Source organism: Enterobacter sp. AG326 (assembly GCF_004362415.1).
Classification (GTDB): domain Bacteria; phylum Pseudomonadota; class Gammaproteobacteria; order Enterobacterales; family Enterobacteriaceae; genus Enterobacter; species Enterobacter asburiae.
In genome coordinates this window covers 176,037-195,386 of the sequence record NZ_SNXG01000002.1, presented here as the reverse complement: position 1 = coordinate 195,386, position 19,350 = coordinate 176,037, and the positions used below count along the sequence as shown (strand labels likewise).

The window sequence follows — 19,350 nt, the reverse complement described above, 5'->3', positions numbered from 1 at the left end:
GCGGAGAAATTGTCATGAGTCGTAAACAACTGGCCCTGTTCGAACCGTCATTAGTTCGCCAGGCGCTCATGGATGCGGTGAAAAAGCTGAGCCCGCGCGTGCAGTGGCACAACCCGGTGATGTTTATCGTCTGGGCGGGAAGCGTGCTGACCACCGCCCTGGCGATTGCCATGGGAACGGGCCACATGCCGGGGAATGCGATGTTTACCGGCGCCATCAGCCTGTGGCTGTGGTTTACCGTGCTGTTCGCCAACTTTGCGGAAGCGCTGGCGGAAGGCCGGAGTAAAGCCCAGGCCAACAGCCTGAAAGGGGTGAAGAAAACCGCCTTCGCGCGCAAGCTACGTGAACCGAAATACGGCGCGCAGATGGACCACGTTCCGGCGGATGAACTGCGCAAAGGCGATGTGGTGCTGGTGGAAGCCGGGGACATTATCCCTTGCGACGGTGAAGTTATCGAAGGGGGCGCCTCGGTGGATGAAAGCGCCATTACCGGGGAGTCCGCGCCGGTTATCCGTGAATCCGGCGGCGATTTCGCCTCCGTGACGGGCGGGACGCGCATTCTCTCCGACTGGCTGGTGATCCAGTGTAGCGTTAACCCGGGGGAAACCTTCCTCGACCGGATGATCGCCATGGTGGAAGGCGCCCAGCGTCGTAAAACGCCGAACGAGATTGCCCTGACCATCCTGCTGGTGGCCCTGACCATCGTCTTCCTGCTGGCAACCGCGACGCTGTGGCCGTTCTCCGCCTATGGCGGCACCGCGGTCACCATCACGGTGCTGGTGGCGCTGCTGGTCTGCCTGATCCCAACCACCATTGGTGGCCTGCTGTCAGCCATCGGCGTGGCCGGCATGAGCCGTATGCTCGGTGCCAACGTCATCGCCACCAGCGGGCGCGCGGTGGAAGCCGCCGGTGACGTGGACGTCTTACTGCTGGATAAAACCGGGACTATTACCCTCGGTAACCGCCAGGCGTCAGATTTCTTACCCGCCCCGGGCGTGGATGAAAAAACGCTGGCAGATGCCGCGCAGCTCTCTTCGCTTGCCGATGAAACCCCGGAAGGCCGCAGTATCGTGATCCTCGCCAAGCAGCGCTTTAACCTGCGCCAGCGCGACGTTCAGAGCCTGCACGCCACTTTCGTGCCCTTCACGGCGCAAACCCGCATGAGCGGCATTAACATTCAGGATCGCATGATCCGCAAAGGCTCTGTTGACGCCATCCGTCGCCACATTGAGGCCAACAACGGCCACTTCCCACCGGAAGTGGACAGCCTGGTCGAAAGCGTGGCCCGTCAGGGGGCGACGCCGCTGGTGGTGGCCGAAGGGGCACACGTGCTGGGGGTGATTGCCCTGAAGGATATCGTCAAAGGCGGCATCAAGGAGCGCTTTGCCCAGCTGCGGAAAATGGGGATCAAAACGGTGATGATCACCGGGGATAACCGTCTTACCGCCGCGGCGATTGCCGCCGAAGCGGGCGTGGATGATTTTCTTTCTGAAGCCACACCGGAAGCGAAACTGGCGCTGATTCGTCAGTATCAGGCGGAAGGCCGCCTGGTGGCGATGACGGGTGACGGTACCAACGATGCCCCTGCCCTGGCGCAGGCCGACGTGGCGGTGGCAATGAACTCCGGTACCCAGGCGGCAAAAGAGGCGGGCAACATGGTCGACCTCGACTCTAACCCGACCAAGCTGATTGAAGTGGTGCACATTGGTAAGCAGATGCTGATGACGCGCGGGTCGCTGACCACGTTCAGTATCGCCAACGACGTGGCGAAGTATTTCGCCATCATTCCGGCGGCGTTTGCTGCGACCTACCCGCAATTAAACGCGTTGAACGTGATGCACCTGCACTCTCCGGCATCGGCCATTCTGAGCGCAGTAATCTTTAACGCCCTGATTATTGTCTTCCTGATCCCGCTGGCGCTGAAAGGCGTGAGCTATAAGCCGCTCACGGCCGCCGCCATGCTGCGCCGCAACCTGTGGATTTACGGCCTGGGCGGGCTGGTGGTGCCCTTCATCGGTATCAAGGTTATCGACCTGCTGTTGACGCTGTTCGGCCTGGTTTAAAAGGTGATTCAAATGACGATGTTACGCCCCGCTATACTTCTGTTTATTCTGCTGTCTCTTATTACCGGCGGGCTGTACCCGCTGGTGACTACCGCGCTGGGCCAGTGGTGGTTTAAGGATCGGGCCAACGGCTCGCTGATTATGCAAAACGGTGAAAACCGCGGTTCACGCCTGATTGGTCAGAACTTTACGGATGCCCGTTACTTCCAGGGACGCCCTTCCGCCACTGCCGAAAGCCCGTATAATCCGATGGCATCCGGCGGCAGTAACCTGGCGGGCAGCAACCCCGAGCTGGACAAAGCCGTTGCTGAGCGCGTGGCAGCCCTGCGCGCCGCTAATCCGCAGGCCAGCCGTGAGGTGCCCGTAGAGCTGGTGACCGCCTCGGCCAGCGGGCTGGACTACAGCCTGACGCCGGCAGCAGCGGCATGGCAAATCCCGCGCGTCGCCGCGGCCCGTCAGCTGACCGTCGAGCAGGTTAGCCAGCTGGTTGCAGAGCACACGCAAAAGCCGCTGGTCAGCTTTATCGGCATGCCCGTGGTGAATATTGTTGAGCTGAATCTGGCGCTGGACGCGCTAAGGAAAAACTAAATGACCGACGAGCCCATGCGCCCGGATCCGGACAGGCTGCTTGAACAGACGGCCGAAGCCCATCGCGGCAAACTGAAAATTTTCTTTGGCGCCTGCGCAGGCGTCGGGAAAACCTTCGCCATGCTGACGGAAGCCCAGCGGCTTCGGGCGCAGGGGCTCGATATATTGATAGGCGTGGTAGAAACCCACGGACGCAAAGAGACCGCATCGCTGCTGAAGGGGCTGGCCACCCAGCCGCCCCGCCGCATCAGCCACCGCGGTCGGTTAGTCACCGAATTCGATCTCGATGCCGCCCTCGCCCGCCGTCCCGCCCTTATCCTGATGGACGAACTGGCGCACAGCAATGCGCCAGGCTCACGCCATCCAAAACGCTGGCAGGATGTAGAAGAACTACTCGAAGCCGGCATCGATGTTTTCACGACGGTTAACGTTCAGCATCTTGAAAGCCTGAACGACGTGGTGAGCGGCGTCACCGGCATTCAGGTGCGCGAGACGGTGCCCGATCCCTTCTTTGATTCCGCCGATGAAGTGGTGCTGGTTGACCTGCCCCCCGATGATTTGCGCCAGCGCCTGCACGAAGGCAAAGTCTATATTGCCGGCCAGGCCGAGCGCGCCATCGAACATTTCTTCCGTAAAGGTAACCTGATTGCCCTGCGCGAGCTGGCCCTGCGTCGTACTGCCGATCGCGTCGACGATCAGATGCGTGCCTGGCGCGACCTGCAGGGCCAGGAGCGCGTCTGGCATACGCGAGATGCCATCCTGCTGTGCGTAGGACACGGCAGCGGCAATGAAAAGCTTGTCCGCACCGCCGCGCGCCTGGCGGCTAAATTTGGCAGCGTCTGGCATGCGGTGTATGTCGAAACGCCGCAGCTGCACGCTCTGCCCGAAAACCAGCGCCGCGCGATATTGAGTTCGCTTCGCCTGGCGCAGGAGCTGGGTGCCGAAACCGCCACCCTTTCCGACCCACAGGAAGATAAAGCCATTTTGCGCTACGCCCGTGAGCACAATCTGGGGAAAATCGTGATTGGCCGTCGCCAGCATCGCCGCTGGTTTAGCCGCGAATCGTTTGCCGACAAGCTGGCCCACCGCGCACCGGATCTGGACCTGGTGATCGTGGCGCTGGATGATAAGCCCACGCAGCTACCCAGCCGCGCGCCGGACAGCCGTGCCTTCAGCGATAAATGGCGCATTCAGCTGCGCGGCTGTCTTGTCGCCGTCGTGCTCTGCGCCCTGATTACCGTGATTGCCAGCCAGTGGCTGATCGCGTTTGATGCCGCCAACCTGGTGATGATCTACCTGCTTGGCGTAGTGGTGGTGGCGCTCTTTTACGGTCGCTGGCCGTCGGTACTGGCGACGGTCATCAACGTCATCAGCTTCGATCTGTTCTTTATTGCCCCCCGCGGGACACTCGCCGTGTCGGATGTGCAGTACATCCTCACCTTTGCGGTGATGCTCACCGTCGGGCTGGTAATCGGGAATCTGACGGCGGGCGTGCGCTATCAGGCGCGTATTGCCCGCTATCGCGAGCAGCGCACGCGCCATCTCTATGAGATGTCGAAATCGCTGGCGGTGGGACGCACGCCGCTGGATATTGTGCAGACCAGCGAGCAGTTTATTCGCTCGACCTTTCATGCCAGCAACCTGATTTTGCTCCCGGACGAACACGGCAAGCTGCGACCGCTGACGTCGGCCTCAGGCATGACGCCCTGGGACGAAGCCATCGCGCGCTGGAGCTTTGATAAAGGGCTGCCTGCGGGCGCAGGGACCGACACCCTGCCCGGCGTGCCCTACCAAATTCTACCGCTGCGCAGCGCCGATAAAAATCAGGGGCTGGTGATTGTTGAGCCCTCCAACCTGCGCCAGCTGATGATCCCCGAACAGCAGCGGCTGCTGGAGACCTTTACGCTGCTGGTTGCCAGCGCCCTGGAGCGGCTGGCCCTCACCGCCAGCGAAGAGCAGGCCCGGCTGGCGAGCGAGCGGGAAAGCATTCGTAACTCGCTGCTGGCGGCGCTCTCTCACGATCTGCGAACCCCGCTCACCGTCCTGTTTGGTCAGTCAGAAATCCTGACGCTGGACCTGGCGGCGGAAGGCTCTAAACACGCTCTACAGGCCAGCGAGATCCGCCAGCATGTGCTGAATACCACGCGCCTGGTGAATAACCTGCTCGATATGGCGCGTATCCAGTCAGGCGGTTTTAACCTCAAAAAAGAGTGGCTCACGCTTGAAGAGGTGGTGGGCAGCGCCCTGAAAATGCTCGAACCCGGCCTGGGCGGGCGCCATATTGCGCTGAATATGCCCGAGCCCCTGACCTTAATTCACGTTGATGGCCCGCTGTTTGAACGGGTGCTGATCAACCTGCTGGAAAATGCCGGCAAATATGCGGGCGCCAGCGCGCAAATTGGCGTGGATGCGACGGTGGACGATGGCACGCTTCACCTTGACGTCTGGGATACAGGACCCGGCATTCCAAGCGGGCAGGAGCTGGCTATTTTCGAAAAATTCGCGCGCGGCAATAAGGAGTCGGCCATTCCGGGCGTGGGGCTGGGGCTGGCGATTTGCCAGGCGATCATTGACGTCCACGGTGGGTCCATCTCCGCAGAGAATCGTCCCGAAGGCGGCGCGCGGTTTTGTGTTACACTTCCTCTGGAAACCCCGCCAGAACTTAATGAATTACCAGAGGATTTGTGATCAACGTTCTGATTGTTGAAGATGAGATCGCCATTAGCCGTTTTCTGCGCGCTGCGCTGGAAGGGGACGGTCTGCGCGTTCATGATGCGGGTACGCTTCAGCGGGGTTTAATTGAAGCCGCCACCCGCAAGCCGGACCTGGTGATCCTCGATCTTGGCCTGCCGGACGGCGACGGTATCGATTTTATCCGGGAAGTTCGTCAGTGGAGCCAGATGCCGATCCTCGTGCTCTCCGCGCGTACGGAAGAGACGGATAAAATCGCGGCGCTGGATGCCGGTGCGGATGACTATCTGATTAAACCTTTTGGTATCGGCGAACTGCAGGCTCGCCTTCGCGTGGCGCTGCGTCGCCACAGCGCAACCACGCCCGCTGACCCAACCTACACGTTTGGAGATATCCGGGTTGACCTGGCCGCGCGACGGATTGTGCGCGGTGATGAGGAGATTCATCTCACGCCAATAGAATTTCGGCTGCTCGCCGTGCTGCTCAACAATCACGGCAAGGTACTCACCCAACGCCAGCTGTTAAGTCAGGTGTGGGGACCCAACGCTGTGGAACATAGTCATTATTTACGCATATATATGGGACATCTTCGTCAGAAACTCGAAGTTGACCCCGCTCGCCCTCGCCATTTATTAACTGAAACCGGTATCGGTTATCGGTTTATGCTTTGAATAACTATTCATTTTATTTTTAAATAAAATCTAAATACCTCAGACAATATTTCATAAATAACCCATACATTATTTTTACGGGCTATTTTTGCTCATTTAAAACATTGATAACACAATCTGTTAACGCAACACCAACAAATCAGAATTTTGATCTGCGATATTCACCCAAAACGAATATTTATTTCTGATTTGATCGGTTAACGGTGATCTACCTCACGGTTAATCGCCTTTCTCTGGATAAAATGACCATGCTTTCAATTACTGAAAGGAAAATGAAACATGGAAAACAACAATCGCTTAATGCCCCATATAAGGCGGACAACACATATCATGATGTTTGCCCACCGAAACTGCTTTGACTTTCATCTCTTTAATGCCCGGTAGTCCTTCGACTTCTGGCGCACCCGCTTACAGGTTATCCTGAAACACCTTATTTTACAGGCTACTGCCTGTGAACTCGTGCGCTCATTCATTTTAATTCAGACTCATCCGCACCGGGCGGACTGAATTTCAATCATCAAAAAAGCAATTCACTGATTTTAATCAGCGGCCACCCTTTGCTTTTTTTCCGGTAAATTATCGATTTCTTTCTTGCAGGAAATCGAGGGACGCTTATTACTTAAAATAAAGAGAGAAAGATGAAAAGTTTAAAAATCGCAGCCAGCCGTGCATGTCCGGATTGCTTTACTACCCAGCGTGAACTGGTGGATGTCCGAGCCTCTGATTATATGGATGTTGCCGCCATTGTTCTGGCGGTCACGGATATTGCCAGCGGTATCCTGGACGAAATAGAAGCCACCGGTTTTGGCATTCCTGTTTTTGTCGCGACGCACAAAGAAGAGTTCATCCCGGCAGACTATTTATCGCGTATTCATGGCGTATTTGAGTATTCAGACACCAGCAACGACTTTTATGGACGCCAGCTGGAAGCTGCAGCCCAGAAGTATGAAACTCAGCTGCGCCCGCCGTTTTTCCGCGCGCTTGTCGACTATGTGAAGCAGGGCAACAGCGCGTTTGACTGCCCGGGGCATCAGGGTGGCCAGTTCTTCCGCCGTCATCCTGCCGGTAATCAGTTTGTCGATTTCTTTGGTGAGACGCTTTTCCGCTCCGACCTGTGTAACGCCGACGTGGCGATGGGCGATCTGCTGATCCACGAAGGCGCGCCGTGCATCGCCCAGCAGCATGCGGCAAAGGTCTTTAACGCCGATAAGACCTACTTCGTGCTGAATGGCACCTCATCATCCAACAAAGTGGTGCTTAACGCCCTGCTCACCCCGGGCGACCTGGTGCTGTTCGACCGTAACAACCACAAATCTAACCATCACGGTGCCCTCCTCCAGGCCGGTGCAACGCCGGTCTATCTGGAAACCGCGCGCAACCCGTACGGCTTTATTGGCGGCATTGACGCCCACTGCTTTGAAGAAAGTTATCTGCGCGAGCTGGTGGCTGAGGTGGCGCCGGGCCGTGCACGCGATGCGCGTCCGTTCCGTCTGGCGGTGATCCAGCTGGGTACCTACGATGGCACCATCTATAACGCCCGTCAGGTGGTGGATAAGATTGGGCACCTGTGTGATTACATCCTGTTTGACTCGGCGTGGGTGGGTTATGAGCAGTTTATTCCGATGATGGCCGACTGCTCTCCGCTGCTGCTGGAGCTGAACGAAAACGATCCGGGGATCCTTGTCACCCAGTCCGTGCATAAACAGCAGGCCGGCTTCTCGCAGACCTCACAAATCCATAAGAAAGACAGCCATATCAAAGGGCAACAGCGCTATGTCCCGCATAAGCGGCTGAATAATGCCTTTATGATGCACGCCTCCACCAGCCCGTTTTATCCGCTGTTCGCTGCGCTGGACATCAACGCCCGTATGCATGAGGGCCAGAGCGGCCGCAACATGTGGATGGACTGCGTGGTGAACGGTATCGAAGCGCGCAAGCTGATTCTGGAGAACTGCCGGTATCTGCGCCCCTTCGTTCCGGAAACGGTAGATGGCCGCCCGTGGGAAAGCTGGGGCACGGCGGAAATTGCGACCGATCTGCGCTTCTTCCACTTCGTACCGGGTGAAAACTGGCACGCTTTTGAAGGCTACGCTGAGCATCAGTATTTTATCGACCCGTGCAAGCTCCTGCTGACCACGCCGGGCATCAACGCCCGCACCGGAGAGTATGAGGACTTCGGCGTGCCCGCCACTATCCTTGCCAACTTCCTGCGTGAAAACGGTATCGTGCCGGAAAAATGCGACCTCAACTCGATCCTGTTCCTGCTCACGCCTGCGGAAGATATGGGCAAACTGCAGCAGCTGGTGGCGCAGCTGGTGCGCTTCGAAAAACTGCTCGAGAGCGATGTTCCGCTAAAAGACGTCCTGCCTTCTCTCTATAAACAGCATCCGGAGCGTTACGCGGATTACACCCTGCGCCAGATCTGCCAGGAAATGCACGACCTGTACGCCCGCCACAACGTGAAGCAGCTGCAGAAAGAGATGTTCCGCAAGTCTCACTTCCCGCGCGTGATGATGAACCCGCAGGACGCGAACTACGCCTATCTGCGCGGTGAGGTTGAACTGGTCTCACTGCGCGATGCGGAAGGCCGCATTGCCGCCGAAGGCGCCCTTCCTTATCCACCGGGGGTGCTGTGTGTTGTCCCAGGGGAAGTCTGGGGCGGTTCGGTGCTGCGCTACTTTGCCGCGCTGGAAGAAGGCATCAACCTTCTGCCAGGCTTCGCGCCGGAGCTGCAGGGTGTGTACGTCGAGGAGTGTGAGGGTCGCAAACAGGTTCGCTGTAACGTCATCAAACAACCCGCCGCTCAGCCCGCGCTGCTGAAAGGAGAGAAATTATGAGTAAGTCCAATAAGATGGGCGTGGTGCAGCTGACCATCCTCACCATGGTGAACATGATGGGATCCGGGATTATCATGCTGCCCACCAAACTGGCAGAGGTGGGTACCATCTCTATCATCTCCTGGCTGGTGACGGCAGTCGGCTCCATGGCGCTGGCGTGGGCTTTCGCCAAGTGCGGGATGTTCAGCCGTAAGTCAGGGGGCATGGGGGGCTATGCCGAATACGCCTTTGGCAAGTCGGGCAACTTTATGGCCAACTATACCTACGGCGTGTCGCTGCTGATCGCCAACGTGGCGATTGCCATCTCCGCGGTGGGTTACGGAACGGAGCTGTTTGGCGCGACGCTCAGCCCGGTACAAATTGGGCTGGCGACCATCGGGGTGCTGTGGATCTGCACCGTCGCTAACTTTGGCGGCGCGCGTATCACCGGACAGCTCTCCAGCATCACCGTCTGGGGCGTGATTATCCCGGTTGTCGGCCTGTGCATCATCGGCTGGTTCTGGTTTAGCCCGACGCTCTACGCCAACTCCTGGAACCCGCACCATGTGCCGTTCTTTACCGCTGTTGGGTCATCCATCGCCATGACGCTGTGGGCCTTCCTGGGTCTGGAATCCGCCTGCGCGAACGCGGAAGTGGTAGAGAATCCGGAAAAGAACGTGCCGATTGCGGTCCTCGGCGGCACGCTGGGCGCGGCGGTGATCTATATCGTCTCGACTAACGTGATTGCCGGGATTGTGCCAAACATGGATCTGGCAAACTCTACGGCGCCGTTCGGACTGGCCTTCGCGCAGATGTTCACCCCGGAAGTCGGGAAGGTGATCATGGGTCTGATGGTGATGTCCTGCTGCGGTTCACTCCTCGGCTGGCAGTTCACCATCGCACAGGTGTTTAAATCCTCGGCTGATGAAGGTTACTTCCCAAAAATCTTCTCCCGCGTGACCAAAGCGGATGCGCCGGTGCAGGGCATGCTGGCGATTGTCATCTTCCAGAGCGGATTGTCGCTGATGACCATTAGCCCGTCGCTGAACAGCCAGTTCAACGTGCTGGTCAACCTGGCGGTGGTGACGAACATCATTCCGTATATTCTGTCGATGGCAGCGCTGGTGATCATCCAGAAGGTGGCGAAGGTGGATCCACGCAAAGCGCGTGCGGCCAATATCGTGGCGCTGATCGGGGCAATCTACAGCTTCTATGCGCTCTACTCATCCGGCCAGGAAGCGATGCTGTATGGCGCGATGGTGACCTTTATGGGCTGGACGCTGTACGGTCTGGTGTCACCGCGGTTTGAATTGAAGAACAAGCACAGTTAAGTAAAAGCAAAACGGCAACCCAAGGGTTGCCATTTTTAGTGTTTTCCCCCTCTCCCTGTGGGAGAAGGGCGGGGTGAGGGCATCAGCCCTCACCCATATCGCACTTACGCGTTTTTCAGCACTTCGCTGACAATCTCTACCGCTTCTTTCTCAATCTGCTGACGGTGCTCAGCGCCGAGGAAGCTTTCGCAATAGATTTTGTACGCATCTTCCGTACCGGACGGACGCGCGGCGAACCAGCCGTTCTCGGTCATCACTTTCAGACCACCAATGGATGCGCCGTTGCCCGGTGCAGCCGTCAGACGAGCAGTGATCGGATCGCCCGCCAGGGTGCTTGCGCTGACCATCTCCGGAGAGAGCTTGGACAGGGCCGCTTTCTGGGCTGACGTCGCGCTAGCCTGAATACGGTTATAGCTTGGCGCACCAAAGCGTGCCGCCAGGTCGTTGTAGTGTTCCTGCGGGTTCTTACCGGTGACCGCGGTGATCTCCGCCGCCAGCAGGCACATGATGATGCCGTCTTTATCGGTTGACCATGGCGTGCCGTCGAAACGCAGGAAAGATGCCCCCGCGCTCTCTTCACCGCCGAAGCCGAAGCTGCCGTCGTGCAGACCGTCAACGAACCATTTGAAGCCCACCGGCACTTCCACCAGCTTGCGGCCCAGCGCCTCGACCACGCGATCGATCATCGCGGAGGAAACCAGCGTTTTACCGACGGCCACCTCTTTGCCCCACTGCGGGCGGTGCTGGAACAGGTAGTTAATCGCGACGGCCAGATAGTGGTTCGGGTTCATCAGCCCGGCAGGGGTGACGATACCGTGACGGTCATAATCCGGGTCGTTAGCAAACGCCAGATCGAATTTATCACGCAGCGCCAGCAGGCCCGCCATCGCGCACTCGGAGGAGCAGTCCATACGGATCGCGCCGTCTTTGTCCAGGTGCATAAAGCGGAAGGTCTGATCGACGTGATCGTTCACGATGGTCAGATCCAGCTTGTAATGCTCGGCGATACGTTTCCAGTATTCGATACCGGAGCCGCCCAGCGGATCCACGCCCAGCTTCAGGCCGGCTTTCTGGATGGCCGCCATATCGACGATATCCGCCAGCCCTTCCACGAACGGCTGAACCAGATCCTGCTCTTTCACGTGACCGGACGCCATGGCAGCATCCAGAGAAATGCGCTTAACGCCTTTCAGACCATCAGCCAGCAGCGCGTTCGCACGATCTTCCACTACTTTGGTGACGTTGGTGTCGGCCGGGCCACCGTTAGGCGGGTTGTATTTGATACCACCGTCTTCCGGCGGGTTGTGGGATGGCGTGATAACGATACCGTCAGCCAGCGCGCCACCTTTTTTGTTGTGCACCAGGATGGCGTTAGAGACCGCAGGCGTTGGGGTGAAGCCGTTGTTCTCCTGAACAATCACGTCGACGCCGTTTGCCGCCAGCACTTCCACCACAGAGATGAACGCCGGTTCAGACAGGGCATGGGTATCTTTCCCCACGTAGCACGGACCGGTAACGCCGTTTTTAGCGCGCTCTTCCGCAATGGCCTGAGCAATGGCCAGAATGTGCGGTTCGTTAAAGCTGTGGCGCGCCGCGCTGCCGCGGTGACCAGATGTACCAAACTTCACTGCGTGTTCTGCGTTGCCCACGACCGGTTTCAGCACATAATACTGCGCGGTCAGCTGAGCGACGTTAATCAAATCGCTTTGTTGTGCAGGTTGGCCTGCACGGCTGTGATTTGCCATTACCGGGTCCTTCTGATGCAAGGGTTAAATTGTACCGCAAACCTTTTCAATCAATTCCGCCGGGAACTGCATGGACTGCATGATGTGTTCAATCATGCTGCACTTGCGGCCCGTATTGGTATTGGTGATCACCCAGTACGGGGTGCCAGGAACATGTTTGGGTTTGGTTTGATTGCCATTTTGCAGCAGCGTCTGCTCGTCTCCCGCGAAATAGACGCGAGTACGGCCGTGAAGCGACTCGGTCGCTTCAGCAAACGCTTTGTTATCCAGTGAGTAAAGTGTAGACAGCACCAGCATAAAGCGGTTTACCGCCTTTTTCTGCTCCGCGTATTCATCGGAGAGCAGCAGCTCGCGCATCGCGCGCACTTTATCTTTTGCCGGCGTCACGGCAGGTTTTGCTTGTGCAACAACGCTCGGCTGAGACACGACATCTTTGGTGGCTGGGGTAGCAGGCTGTGAAGCGGCGGAAATTTTAAGCATGCGCCGTAAAATGTCGGACGCGCTCTCCCCGATATGCCGCGTCTGGCTGGCAATATACTGATAGAGTTCGTCATCAACTTCGATTGTTTTCATCTTAATCCAGTGCGATATCTTATCTGAATACAAGTCATTGGGATTATAAGGTCAAATCCCAACAGCGGATAGCGTCAAACCAGGTTGGCAGCAAAAGTCAGATTAAACTGGAACCTTGCGGCCGGGCGGCAGAATGGTCAACATGATACCCTAACCTGACATACGTAAAAAAAGAACTTTGCCATGAAATTGAATACCCGAGCGCAAACTGCACAATCGCCGAACAATAATTCTCCCATCGTACTGGTTCACGGGCTTTTTGGCAGCCTGGATAACCTGGGCGTGCTGGCGCGCGATCTGGTTTCCGACCACGATATTTTACAGGTCGATATGCGCAATCACGGTCTTTCCGGGCGTTCCGACGAGATGACCTACGCGGCGATGGCGCAGGATCTGCTGGATACGCTGGATGCCCACGATCTGCAAAAGGTGACCCTCATCGGGCATTCAATGGGTGGAAAAGCGGTAATGGCCCTGACGGCACTGGCCCCGGACCGTATTAGCGGCCTGGTGGTGATTGACGTCGCGCCCGTGGATTACGACGTCCGTCGCCACGACGAAATTTTTGCCGCCATTAATGCGGTCACAGAAGCGGGTGTCGCGACGCGCCAACAGGCGGTTGCCGTCATGCGTGAGCATCTTAATGAAGAAGGCGTTGTGCAGTTCCTGCTGAAGTCGTTTGTTGACGGGCAATGGCGTTTTAACGTGCCGGTGCTCTGGGAGCAGTACAACAACATCGTCGGCTGGGAAACCGTCCCGGCCTGGCCACACCCTACCCTCTTTATTCGCGGCGGCAACTCGCCTTACGTTACCGACGCGTACCGCGACACGCTGCTGACCCAATTCCCGCAGGCTCGCGCCCACGTGATTGCCGGTGCCGGGCACTGGGTGCATGCGGAAAAACCGGACGCTGTGCTGCGCGCCATTCGCCGCTATCTCGCTGATACTGCAAATTGATTAAAAAGAAAGCGACTGGAAGGCTGCGGGCTTCCAGTCGTTGGCGTGCCGTTTTTGGTGATGTATGATGGCGCGCTTATCGCCCGGGCATTAGCAGGGCGGCGTGTTTCCCCCGAAGTCTCAGAATCATGGCCAAAGAACAAACGGACCGTACGACACTAGATCTGTTCGCGAATGAGCGTCGCCCGGGACGACCCAAGACGAATCCGCTTTCGCGTGATGAACAGCTGCGTATCAATAAACGCAACCAGCTTAAACGCGATAAAAATCGTGGGCTTAAGCGTGTCGAACTGAAGCTTAACGCCGACGCCGTCGATGCGCTGAACGAGCTGGCTGACGCGCGAAATATCAGCCGCAGCGAGCTCATTGAAGAGATGTTGATCGCCCAGCTTGAGACGTTACGCAGCCAGGCATAAGTCTGAAAATCCCCTTTATCGCCCTTTTCATGTAGCACAGAGTGCAGTCCTGCGCGATAGCTGTTTCCGCAGGGTTGCCAGTTCTGCTATTATTGCCCTTATCCGTGGCCGAATTGCGCCACCATACTATTAAGTTTCAAGAGGTTATTTTACTCATGGCAATCATCGGCATTTTCTTTGGCAGTGATACCGGCAATACCGAAAATATCGCAAAAAACATTCAAAAACAGCTCGGTAAAGACGTTGCTGATGTGCATGACATCGCCAAGAGCAGCAAAGAAGATCTGGAAGGCTATGACATTCTGCTGCTGGGTATCCCAACCTGGTACTACGGTGAAGCCCAGTGCGACTGGGATGATTTCTTCCCGACGCTGGAAGAAGTGGACTTCAACGGTAAACTGGTCGCCCTGTTTGGCTGTGGCGATCAGGAAGACTACGCTGAATACTTCTGTGACGCGCTGGGCACCATCCGCGATATCATTGAGCCGAATGGCGCGGTTATCGTAGGCCACTGGCCGACCGCCGGTTACCACTTTGAAGCGTCTAAAGGCCTGGCCGATGACAATCATTTCGTGGGTCTGGCCATCGACGAAGACCGTCAGCCAGAGCTGACGGCAGAGCGCGTAGAGAAATGGGTTAAGCAGATCCGTGAGGAACTGCACCTGGACGATATTCTGAACGCCTGATTTTTATCACGGCGCAGCGGCGGCTGCGCCCGTGCTCCAGGTCAAACCGATTAAATTAATCGCTACAATCTTTTAACTTTTTCGCCCAGACCTGTACAATGTCTCCCTGATAAAATGTGGTTTTCCATTGAGCAAGTTTGTTGGTGATACCCCATTTTTATAAGCATATTTTGCCTGAGACTTGCAGTTTTCATTTAGCCATGGCAGTTCTATAATGAGACGCATTATCCCGGGTGCATTTTCTGTCACTTCCTACAGAAGTGAATCGTTTAGCAACAGGACAGATTCCGCATGACTGACAACAATACCGCATTAAAGAAGGCTGGCCTGAAAGTAACGCTTCCTCGGTTAAAAATCCTTGAAGTGCTTCAGGGTCCAGACAATCACCATGTCAGTGCGGAAGACCTTTATAAACGTCTTATTGACATGGGTGAAGAGATTGGGCTGGCTACCGTCTATCGCGTGCTGAACCAGTTTGATGACGCGGGCATTGTTACCCGTCATAATTTCGAAGGCGGTAAATCTGTTTTCGAACTGACCCAGCAGCAGCACCACGATCACCTGATCTGCCTCGATTGCGGCAAGGTCATTGAATTCAGCGATGATTCCATTGAATCACGCCAGCGTGAAATCGCGGCGCGTCATGGCATCCGCCTGACCAACCACAGCCTGTACCTTTACGGTCACTGCGCTGAAGGCGACTGCCGCGAAGACGACCACGCGCACGACGCGAAATAATCAGTATTCATACTCTGAGCCAGCCGCAAGGTTGGCTTTTTTTTGCCTAAAAAAGCCCGGTAAGCGCAGCGCTTACCGGGCGTAAAGCACTTATTTATTGTTATTGCGTATCTCGTTCCAGATCTTATCGCAACGCTTCGCCACTTCCTGATCGTTACCGGTTTTACGCGCCTGGATACAGGCCTGGTAATCCATCACGCGGACGTTCTCCTGGGTCGCGAACTGCTCGTGCGCTTTCTCTTTCTTCAGCACGTTTAGTACGCTCTGACAGGCTTCAATCTTCTCCGGCGATCCTTCCGCAGTGTTAATGCAGGCGCTATACGCCTCCTTCAGACGGGTGTCCTCTTTCGGCGCCTGCGTCTGAGCACACGCCACCAGCCCTGATGCCAGCAGCGCGACGATTACGATTTTTTTCATCATGTGCAGTCTCCATACCGGCGGGACTCTGCCCGCCGGTGCGTTCATCAGAAGATGGTGAATGGGGCGATAACCATGAATTTCACGTCACGTTCATCCTGGAAGATGTTGCCGTAACCGCCCGCATAGCTCGGGATATCAGAGTGGTTGTCATACTGGGTGAAGTGCAGTTTGAACATCGTGCCTTTCGCGCGGCCATCCTGCAGGGTATAGATAGCATCGAGGCTGTAGGAAGACTCTTTAAGGCGATAGTTGGGATCGTAGTATGCATCCGGCGTGGCCATATCGGCAGGTTTTGCGTCCCAGGCGTAAGCGTAAGAAGCGCCCACCGCCCAGCCAGGCAGGTTCCAGTTTTTCAGATCATACATTGCGCCGAAGAAGACCGCTTTCTCGCCGTCGGCGTTGAAGTCAGAACGGTTATCCCACCAGATATCAAGACGACCGTTGGAGGAGGCGTAGGTCGGGGTCATACGCTGCAGGAAGTAGCCCTGCTGCCCTTCCGCCTTCACCCATGTGCCTTCCAGACGTAAATCAACCTGACCGACCTTGTAGCCGAAGGTTAACGCCTGCAGCCACGCGGTGCCGTCATAAATGTCGTTGACGCCACCGTTGCTGACCTTGTCGCGCGTACCGTAGAACTGGTAGCTGGTGCTCAGCGGGCTACCCGCGACATCGAATTTATAGCTGGCCTTGGCAAAATACTGATCGATATAGCCCTGTGCCTGACCGAATGCCGCTTCAAGCACCAGATCGTTTTTGAAGTCGTACTTCGCGCCCAGCGAGTGCAGGTAATCGACTTTGGTTTTTTTATCGTTCTGGTAGAACTTGTCCATCTCGATGTGCCACGGCGCTTTGTACTCGTTGGTCCACATATAGGAGAAGCTCAACGCACCCGCATCACCGTAGTCAAAGTTCGCCCCGGCTTCTGCACCCTGATAGGTACCCGGCATAAAGCTCCAGTGCGGTGCTAACAGAGTCTGGCCAGTTGGCTGAATATAACCGCCGCGCGCCCATACCGGACCGTATTTAAATTTTGCAGCGGCTTTGTAAAGGCTGATACCGCTCTTATCCCCGGACCAGTCTTCTTTATAGGCTTTATTGCTGGAGGAGAAGGCAATTTCGTTCGGGTGCGCGCTGTCGCCGTTTTCCGCCATTTCAATCGCGGTAAACGCAGCAATATCCAGACCGAACATATCCGCGGCATAGCCTGACTGGAAGTCCAGGTTGGCGTTCCAGGTGGAGTGAGAAAGGTTGGTTTTGTATTTGTCTTCGGTGACGTCTTTACGGTCACGTTCACGCTGCCAGTAATAAATACCGCCCGTGAGGGTAGAATCGTCGATGAAGCCTGCCGCTTTCGCCTCTGGTGTCACCACCAGGCCCGACATTGCTGTTACACCGGCAATAGCCAGCGCCAGCGCACTACGTTTGCCACTGAACGTACGCATAGATTATTCCTCTTTGACGAATTAAAACGCCTGAAGCGGCGTAAATAAAAAAGACCAAATGGTCAGGGGTAGTTTTAAATACCCTCGAATTAACTACCGTCGTTAGGTTATTTTTCGCGACGCGAATTATCAATGCTTTTTAGCGGACAAAAGTCAGGATTATGACGAAGTGCACATAATTGGTAGTGATTTGTAACATTCGCAGAGAGGCGAGCAACGGCGGGGAATTATCAGGCATTTCAGTGGTTAGACGTGGGTTCTCTTTCTTTTTTTATCACCTTTTTGATTTTCGTAATGACACAAACTTTTTTTAAAAAAATAAGTAGCACCTCATTGACCTGATATTTTTATCACACCTTTTTAAGCCCTGGCTTAATACCCTGATCGTTAAATAAAAAAACGCCGCATAATGCGGCGTTTGTCTCTCATTGACCAGAGCAGCAATATTATTCGCCGATCTTCGTCCAGGTATCACGCAGGCCTACGGTACGGTTAAATACCGGTTTTTCCGCCGTGCTGTAACGGCTGTCCAGGCAGAAGTAGCCTTCACGTTCAAACTGGAACGCTTTGCCCGCTTCAGCGGCTTTCAGAGAAGGCTCCGCATAACCCTGCTTGATCACCAGAGATTCCGGGTTGATGGTCGCCAGGAAGTCTTCCGCTGCACCTGGGTTAGGCACGCTAAACAGACGATCGTACAGACGAATTTCTACCGGCAGCGCGTGGGAAGCGCTCACCCAGTGAATAACGCCCTTCACTTTACGGCCGTCAGCAGGATCTTTGCTCAGAGTCTCTGCATCGTAAGAACAGAAAATGGTGGTGATATTCCCTTCCGCATCTTTCTCTACGCGCTCGGCTTTGATGACGTAGGCGTTACGCAGACGCACTTCTTTACCCAGCACCAGACGCTTGTACTGCTTGTTGGCTTCTTCGCGGAAGTCAGCGCGATCAATCCAGATGTCACCGCTGAACGGTACGTCACGGCTACCCATTTCCGGTTTGTTCGGATGGTTAGGCATGGAGACCAGCTCGCTTTCACCCTGCGGATAGTTTTCGATAACCAGCTTCACCGGGTCGATAACGGCCATCGCGCGCGGGGCGTTTTCGTTGAGATCTTCGCGAATGCAGGATTCAAGGGAGGCCATCTCGATGGTGTTGTCCTGCTTGGTCACGCCGATGCGCTTGCAGAACTCACGGATAGAGGCGGCTGTGTAGCCACGACGACGCAGACCGGAGATGGTTGGCATACGCGGGTCATCCCAGCCCTCAACGTGCTTGTCCGTCACCAGCAGGTTCAGCTTACGCTTGGACATCACGGTGTATTCCAGATTCAGACGAGAGAACTCGTACTGGCGCGGATGCACTGGAATGGTGATGTTATCCAGAACCCAGTCGTACAGACGACGGTTGTCCTGGAACTCCAGCGTACAAAGGGAGTGCGTAATGCCTTCCAGCGCATCGCTGATGCAGTGGGTAAAGTCGTACATCGGGTAGATGCACCACTTGTTGCCGGTCTGGTGGTGTTCCGCAAACTTAATGCGGTACAGCACCGGATCGCGCATCACGATGAAAGGAGACGCCATGTCGATTTTAGCACGCAGGCACGCTTTGCCTTCTTCGAAGCCGCCGGCACGCATTTTTTCAAACAGCGCCAGGTTCTCTTCCACGCTGCGATCGCGGAACGGGCTGTTTTTGCCCGGCGCGGTCAGCGTACCGCGATATTCACGGATTTCATCAGCAGACAGTTCGTCAACATACGCCAGACCCTTGTTGATCAGTTCAACCGCGTAGGCGTACAGCTGATCAAAATAGTCAGAGGAGTAGCAGATATCGCCAGACCAGTTGAAGCCCAGCCATTGCACGTCATTCTTGATGGACTCAACGTATTCGATGTCTTCTTTTACTGGGTTGGTGTCATCGAAACGCAGGTTGCACTGTCCCTGGTAGTCTTGCGCAATGCCAAAGTTCAGGCAGATGGACTTCGCATGCCCGATATGCAAGTAGCCATTCGGCTCCGGCGGGAAACGGGTATGAACTGTGGTGTGCTTACCACTGGCCAGATCTTCATCGATGATCTGACGAATAAAGTTACTCGGGCGGGCTTCTGCCTCACTCATCGTGGATTCCTCAAAGCGTAAACAACGTATAACGGCATATGATCTTATAAGCCGGACGTAGTGACAACCCTTAAAACGTCTCTGAAGAAAATAATGGGG

Annotated in this window: 16 protein-coding genes; 11 read left to right on the top strand and 5 right to left on the bottom strand. The window is 55.9% G+C overall.

Annotation, left to right across the window (positions count from 1 at the left end; genetic code table 11):
* The first annotated feature begins 14 nt into the window (after window positions 1-14).
* The 7 genes from kdpB to potE all read left to right on the top strand — a co-directional run bounded on the left by kdpB (window position 15) and on the right by potE (window position 10,160).
* Window positions 15-2,063, top strand: a complete 2,049-nt coding sequence (gene kdpB, locus DFO52_RS07900; RefSeq protein WP_023310779.1) for a potassium-transporting ATPase subunit KdpB — start codon at window positions 15-17, stop codon at window positions 2,061-2,063.
* A 12-nt stretch (window positions 2,064-2,075) separates the two neighbouring features.
* Window positions 2,076-2,651, top strand: a complete 576-nt coding sequence (gene kdpC / locus DFO52_RS07895; protein WP_023310778.1) for a potassium-transporting ATPase subunit KdpC — start codon at window positions 2,076-2,078, stop codon at window positions 2,649-2,651.
* Complete coding sequence (gene kdpD / locus DFO52_RS07890) at window positions 2,652-5,339, top strand: two-component system sensor histidine kinase KdpD (protein WP_121931073.1); 2,688 nt, start codon at window positions 2,652-2,654, stop codon at window positions 5,337-5,339.
* Complete coding sequence (gene kdpE / locus DFO52_RS07885; RefSeq protein WP_024908812.1) at window positions 5,336-6,013, top strand: two-component system response regulator KdpE; 678 nt, start codon at window positions 5,336-5,338, stop codon at window positions 6,011-6,013. Before kdpD ends, kdpE begins: the two co-directional genes overlap by 4 nt.
* Window positions 6,014-6,292: 279 nt before the next feature.
* Window positions 6,293-6,397: a leader peptide SpeFL gene (speFL, locus tag DFO52_RS07880; RefSeq protein ID WP_003858645.1), complete on the top strand. Its 105-nt coding sequence runs from the start codon at window positions 6,293-6,295 to the stop codon at window positions 6,395-6,397.
* A gap of 254 nt (window positions 6,398-6,651) precedes the next feature.
* Window positions 6,652-8,850 (top strand): ornithine decarboxylase SpeF, encoded by a 2,199-nt coding sequence (speF, locus tag DFO52_RS07875; RefSeq protein ID WP_133550013.1) that lies wholly within the window; start codon window positions 6,652-6,654, stop codon window positions 8,848-8,850.
* Complete coding sequence (gene potE / locus DFO52_RS07870) at window positions 8,847-10,160, top strand: putrescine-ornithine antiporter (RefSeq protein WP_014831099.1); 1,314 nt, start codon at window positions 8,847-8,849, stop codon at window positions 10,158-10,160. Before speF ends, potE begins: the two co-directional genes overlap by 4 nt.
* A gap of 104 nt (window positions 10,161-10,264) precedes the next feature.
* Here the strand turns inward: potE and pgm are convergent, their stop codons facing one another.
* Both pgm and seqA read right to left on the bottom strand, forming a co-directional pair.
* On the bottom strand, window positions 10,265-11,905 hold the full coding sequence (gene pgm / locus DFO52_RS07865; RefSeq protein ID WP_032649535.1) for a phosphoglucomutase (alpha-D-glucose-1,6-bisphosphate-dependent): 1,641 nt from the start codon (window positions 11,903-11,905) through the stop codon (window positions 10,265-10,267).
* Between the two features lie 24 nt (window positions 11,906-11,929).
* A complete protein-coding gene (gene seqA / locus DFO52_RS07860) occupies window positions 11,930-12,478 on the bottom strand; it encodes a replication initiation negative regulator SeqA (RefSeq protein ID WP_029741182.1) in 549 nt (182 codons plus the stop codon).
* 183 nt (window positions 12,479-12,661) lie between these two features.
* Here seqA and ybfF point away from each other — a divergent pair, with 183 nt between their 5' ends.
* From ybfF to fur, 4 genes are all read left to right on the top strand, one after another.
* Window positions 12,662-13,435: an esterase gene (gene ybfF, locus DFO52_RS07855; RefSeq protein WP_133550011.1), complete on the top strand. Its 774-nt coding sequence runs from the start codon at window positions 12,662-12,664 to the stop codon at window positions 13,433-13,435.
* Window positions 13,436-13,563: 128 nt separating this feature from the next.
* On the top strand, window positions 13,564-13,851 hold the full coding sequence (gene ybfE, locus DFO52_RS07850) for a LexA regulated protein (RefSeq protein WP_023334913.1): 288 nt from the start codon (window positions 13,564-13,566) through the stop codon (window positions 13,849-13,851).
* Between the two features lie 155 nt (window positions 13,852-14,006).
* On the top strand, window positions 14,007-14,537 hold the full coding sequence (gene fldA, locus DFO52_RS07845; protein ID WP_029741184.1) for a flavodoxin FldA: 531 nt from the start codon (window positions 14,007-14,009) through the stop codon (window positions 14,535-14,537).
* Window positions 14,538-14,828: 291 nt separating this feature from the next.
* Window positions 14,829-15,275 (top strand): ferric iron uptake transcriptional regulator, encoded by a 447-nt coding sequence (gene fur, locus DFO52_RS07835; RefSeq protein WP_023310771.1) that lies wholly within the window; start codon window positions 14,829-14,831, stop codon window positions 15,273-15,275.
* A 90-nt stretch (window positions 15,276-15,365) separates the two neighbouring features.
* Here fur and chiQ read toward each other — a convergent pair whose 3' ends face one another.
* The 3 genes from chiQ to glnS all read right to left on the bottom strand — a co-directional run bounded on the left by chiQ (window position 15,366) and on the right by glnS (window position 19,251).
* Window positions 15,366-15,692, bottom strand: coding sequence for a ChiQ/YbfN family lipoprotein (chiQ, locus tag DFO52_RS07830; RefSeq protein WP_032661388.1), 327 nt, complete (start codon window positions 15,690-15,692; stop codon window positions 15,366-15,368).
* Between the two features lie 47 nt (window positions 15,693-15,739).
* Window positions 15,740-17,137: a chitoporin gene (chiP, locus tag DFO52_RS07825; protein ID WP_032661118.1), complete on the bottom strand. Its 1,398-nt coding sequence runs from the start codon at window positions 17,135-17,137 to the stop codon at window positions 15,740-15,742.
* Window positions 17,138-17,583: 446 nt separating this feature from the next.
* Window positions 17,584-19,251: a glutamine--tRNA ligase gene (gene glnS, locus DFO52_RS07820; RefSeq protein ID WP_029740147.1), complete on the bottom strand. Its 1,668-nt coding sequence runs from the start codon at window positions 19,249-19,251 to the stop codon at window positions 17,584-17,586.
* Window positions 19,252-19,350 lie beyond the last annotated feature (99 nt).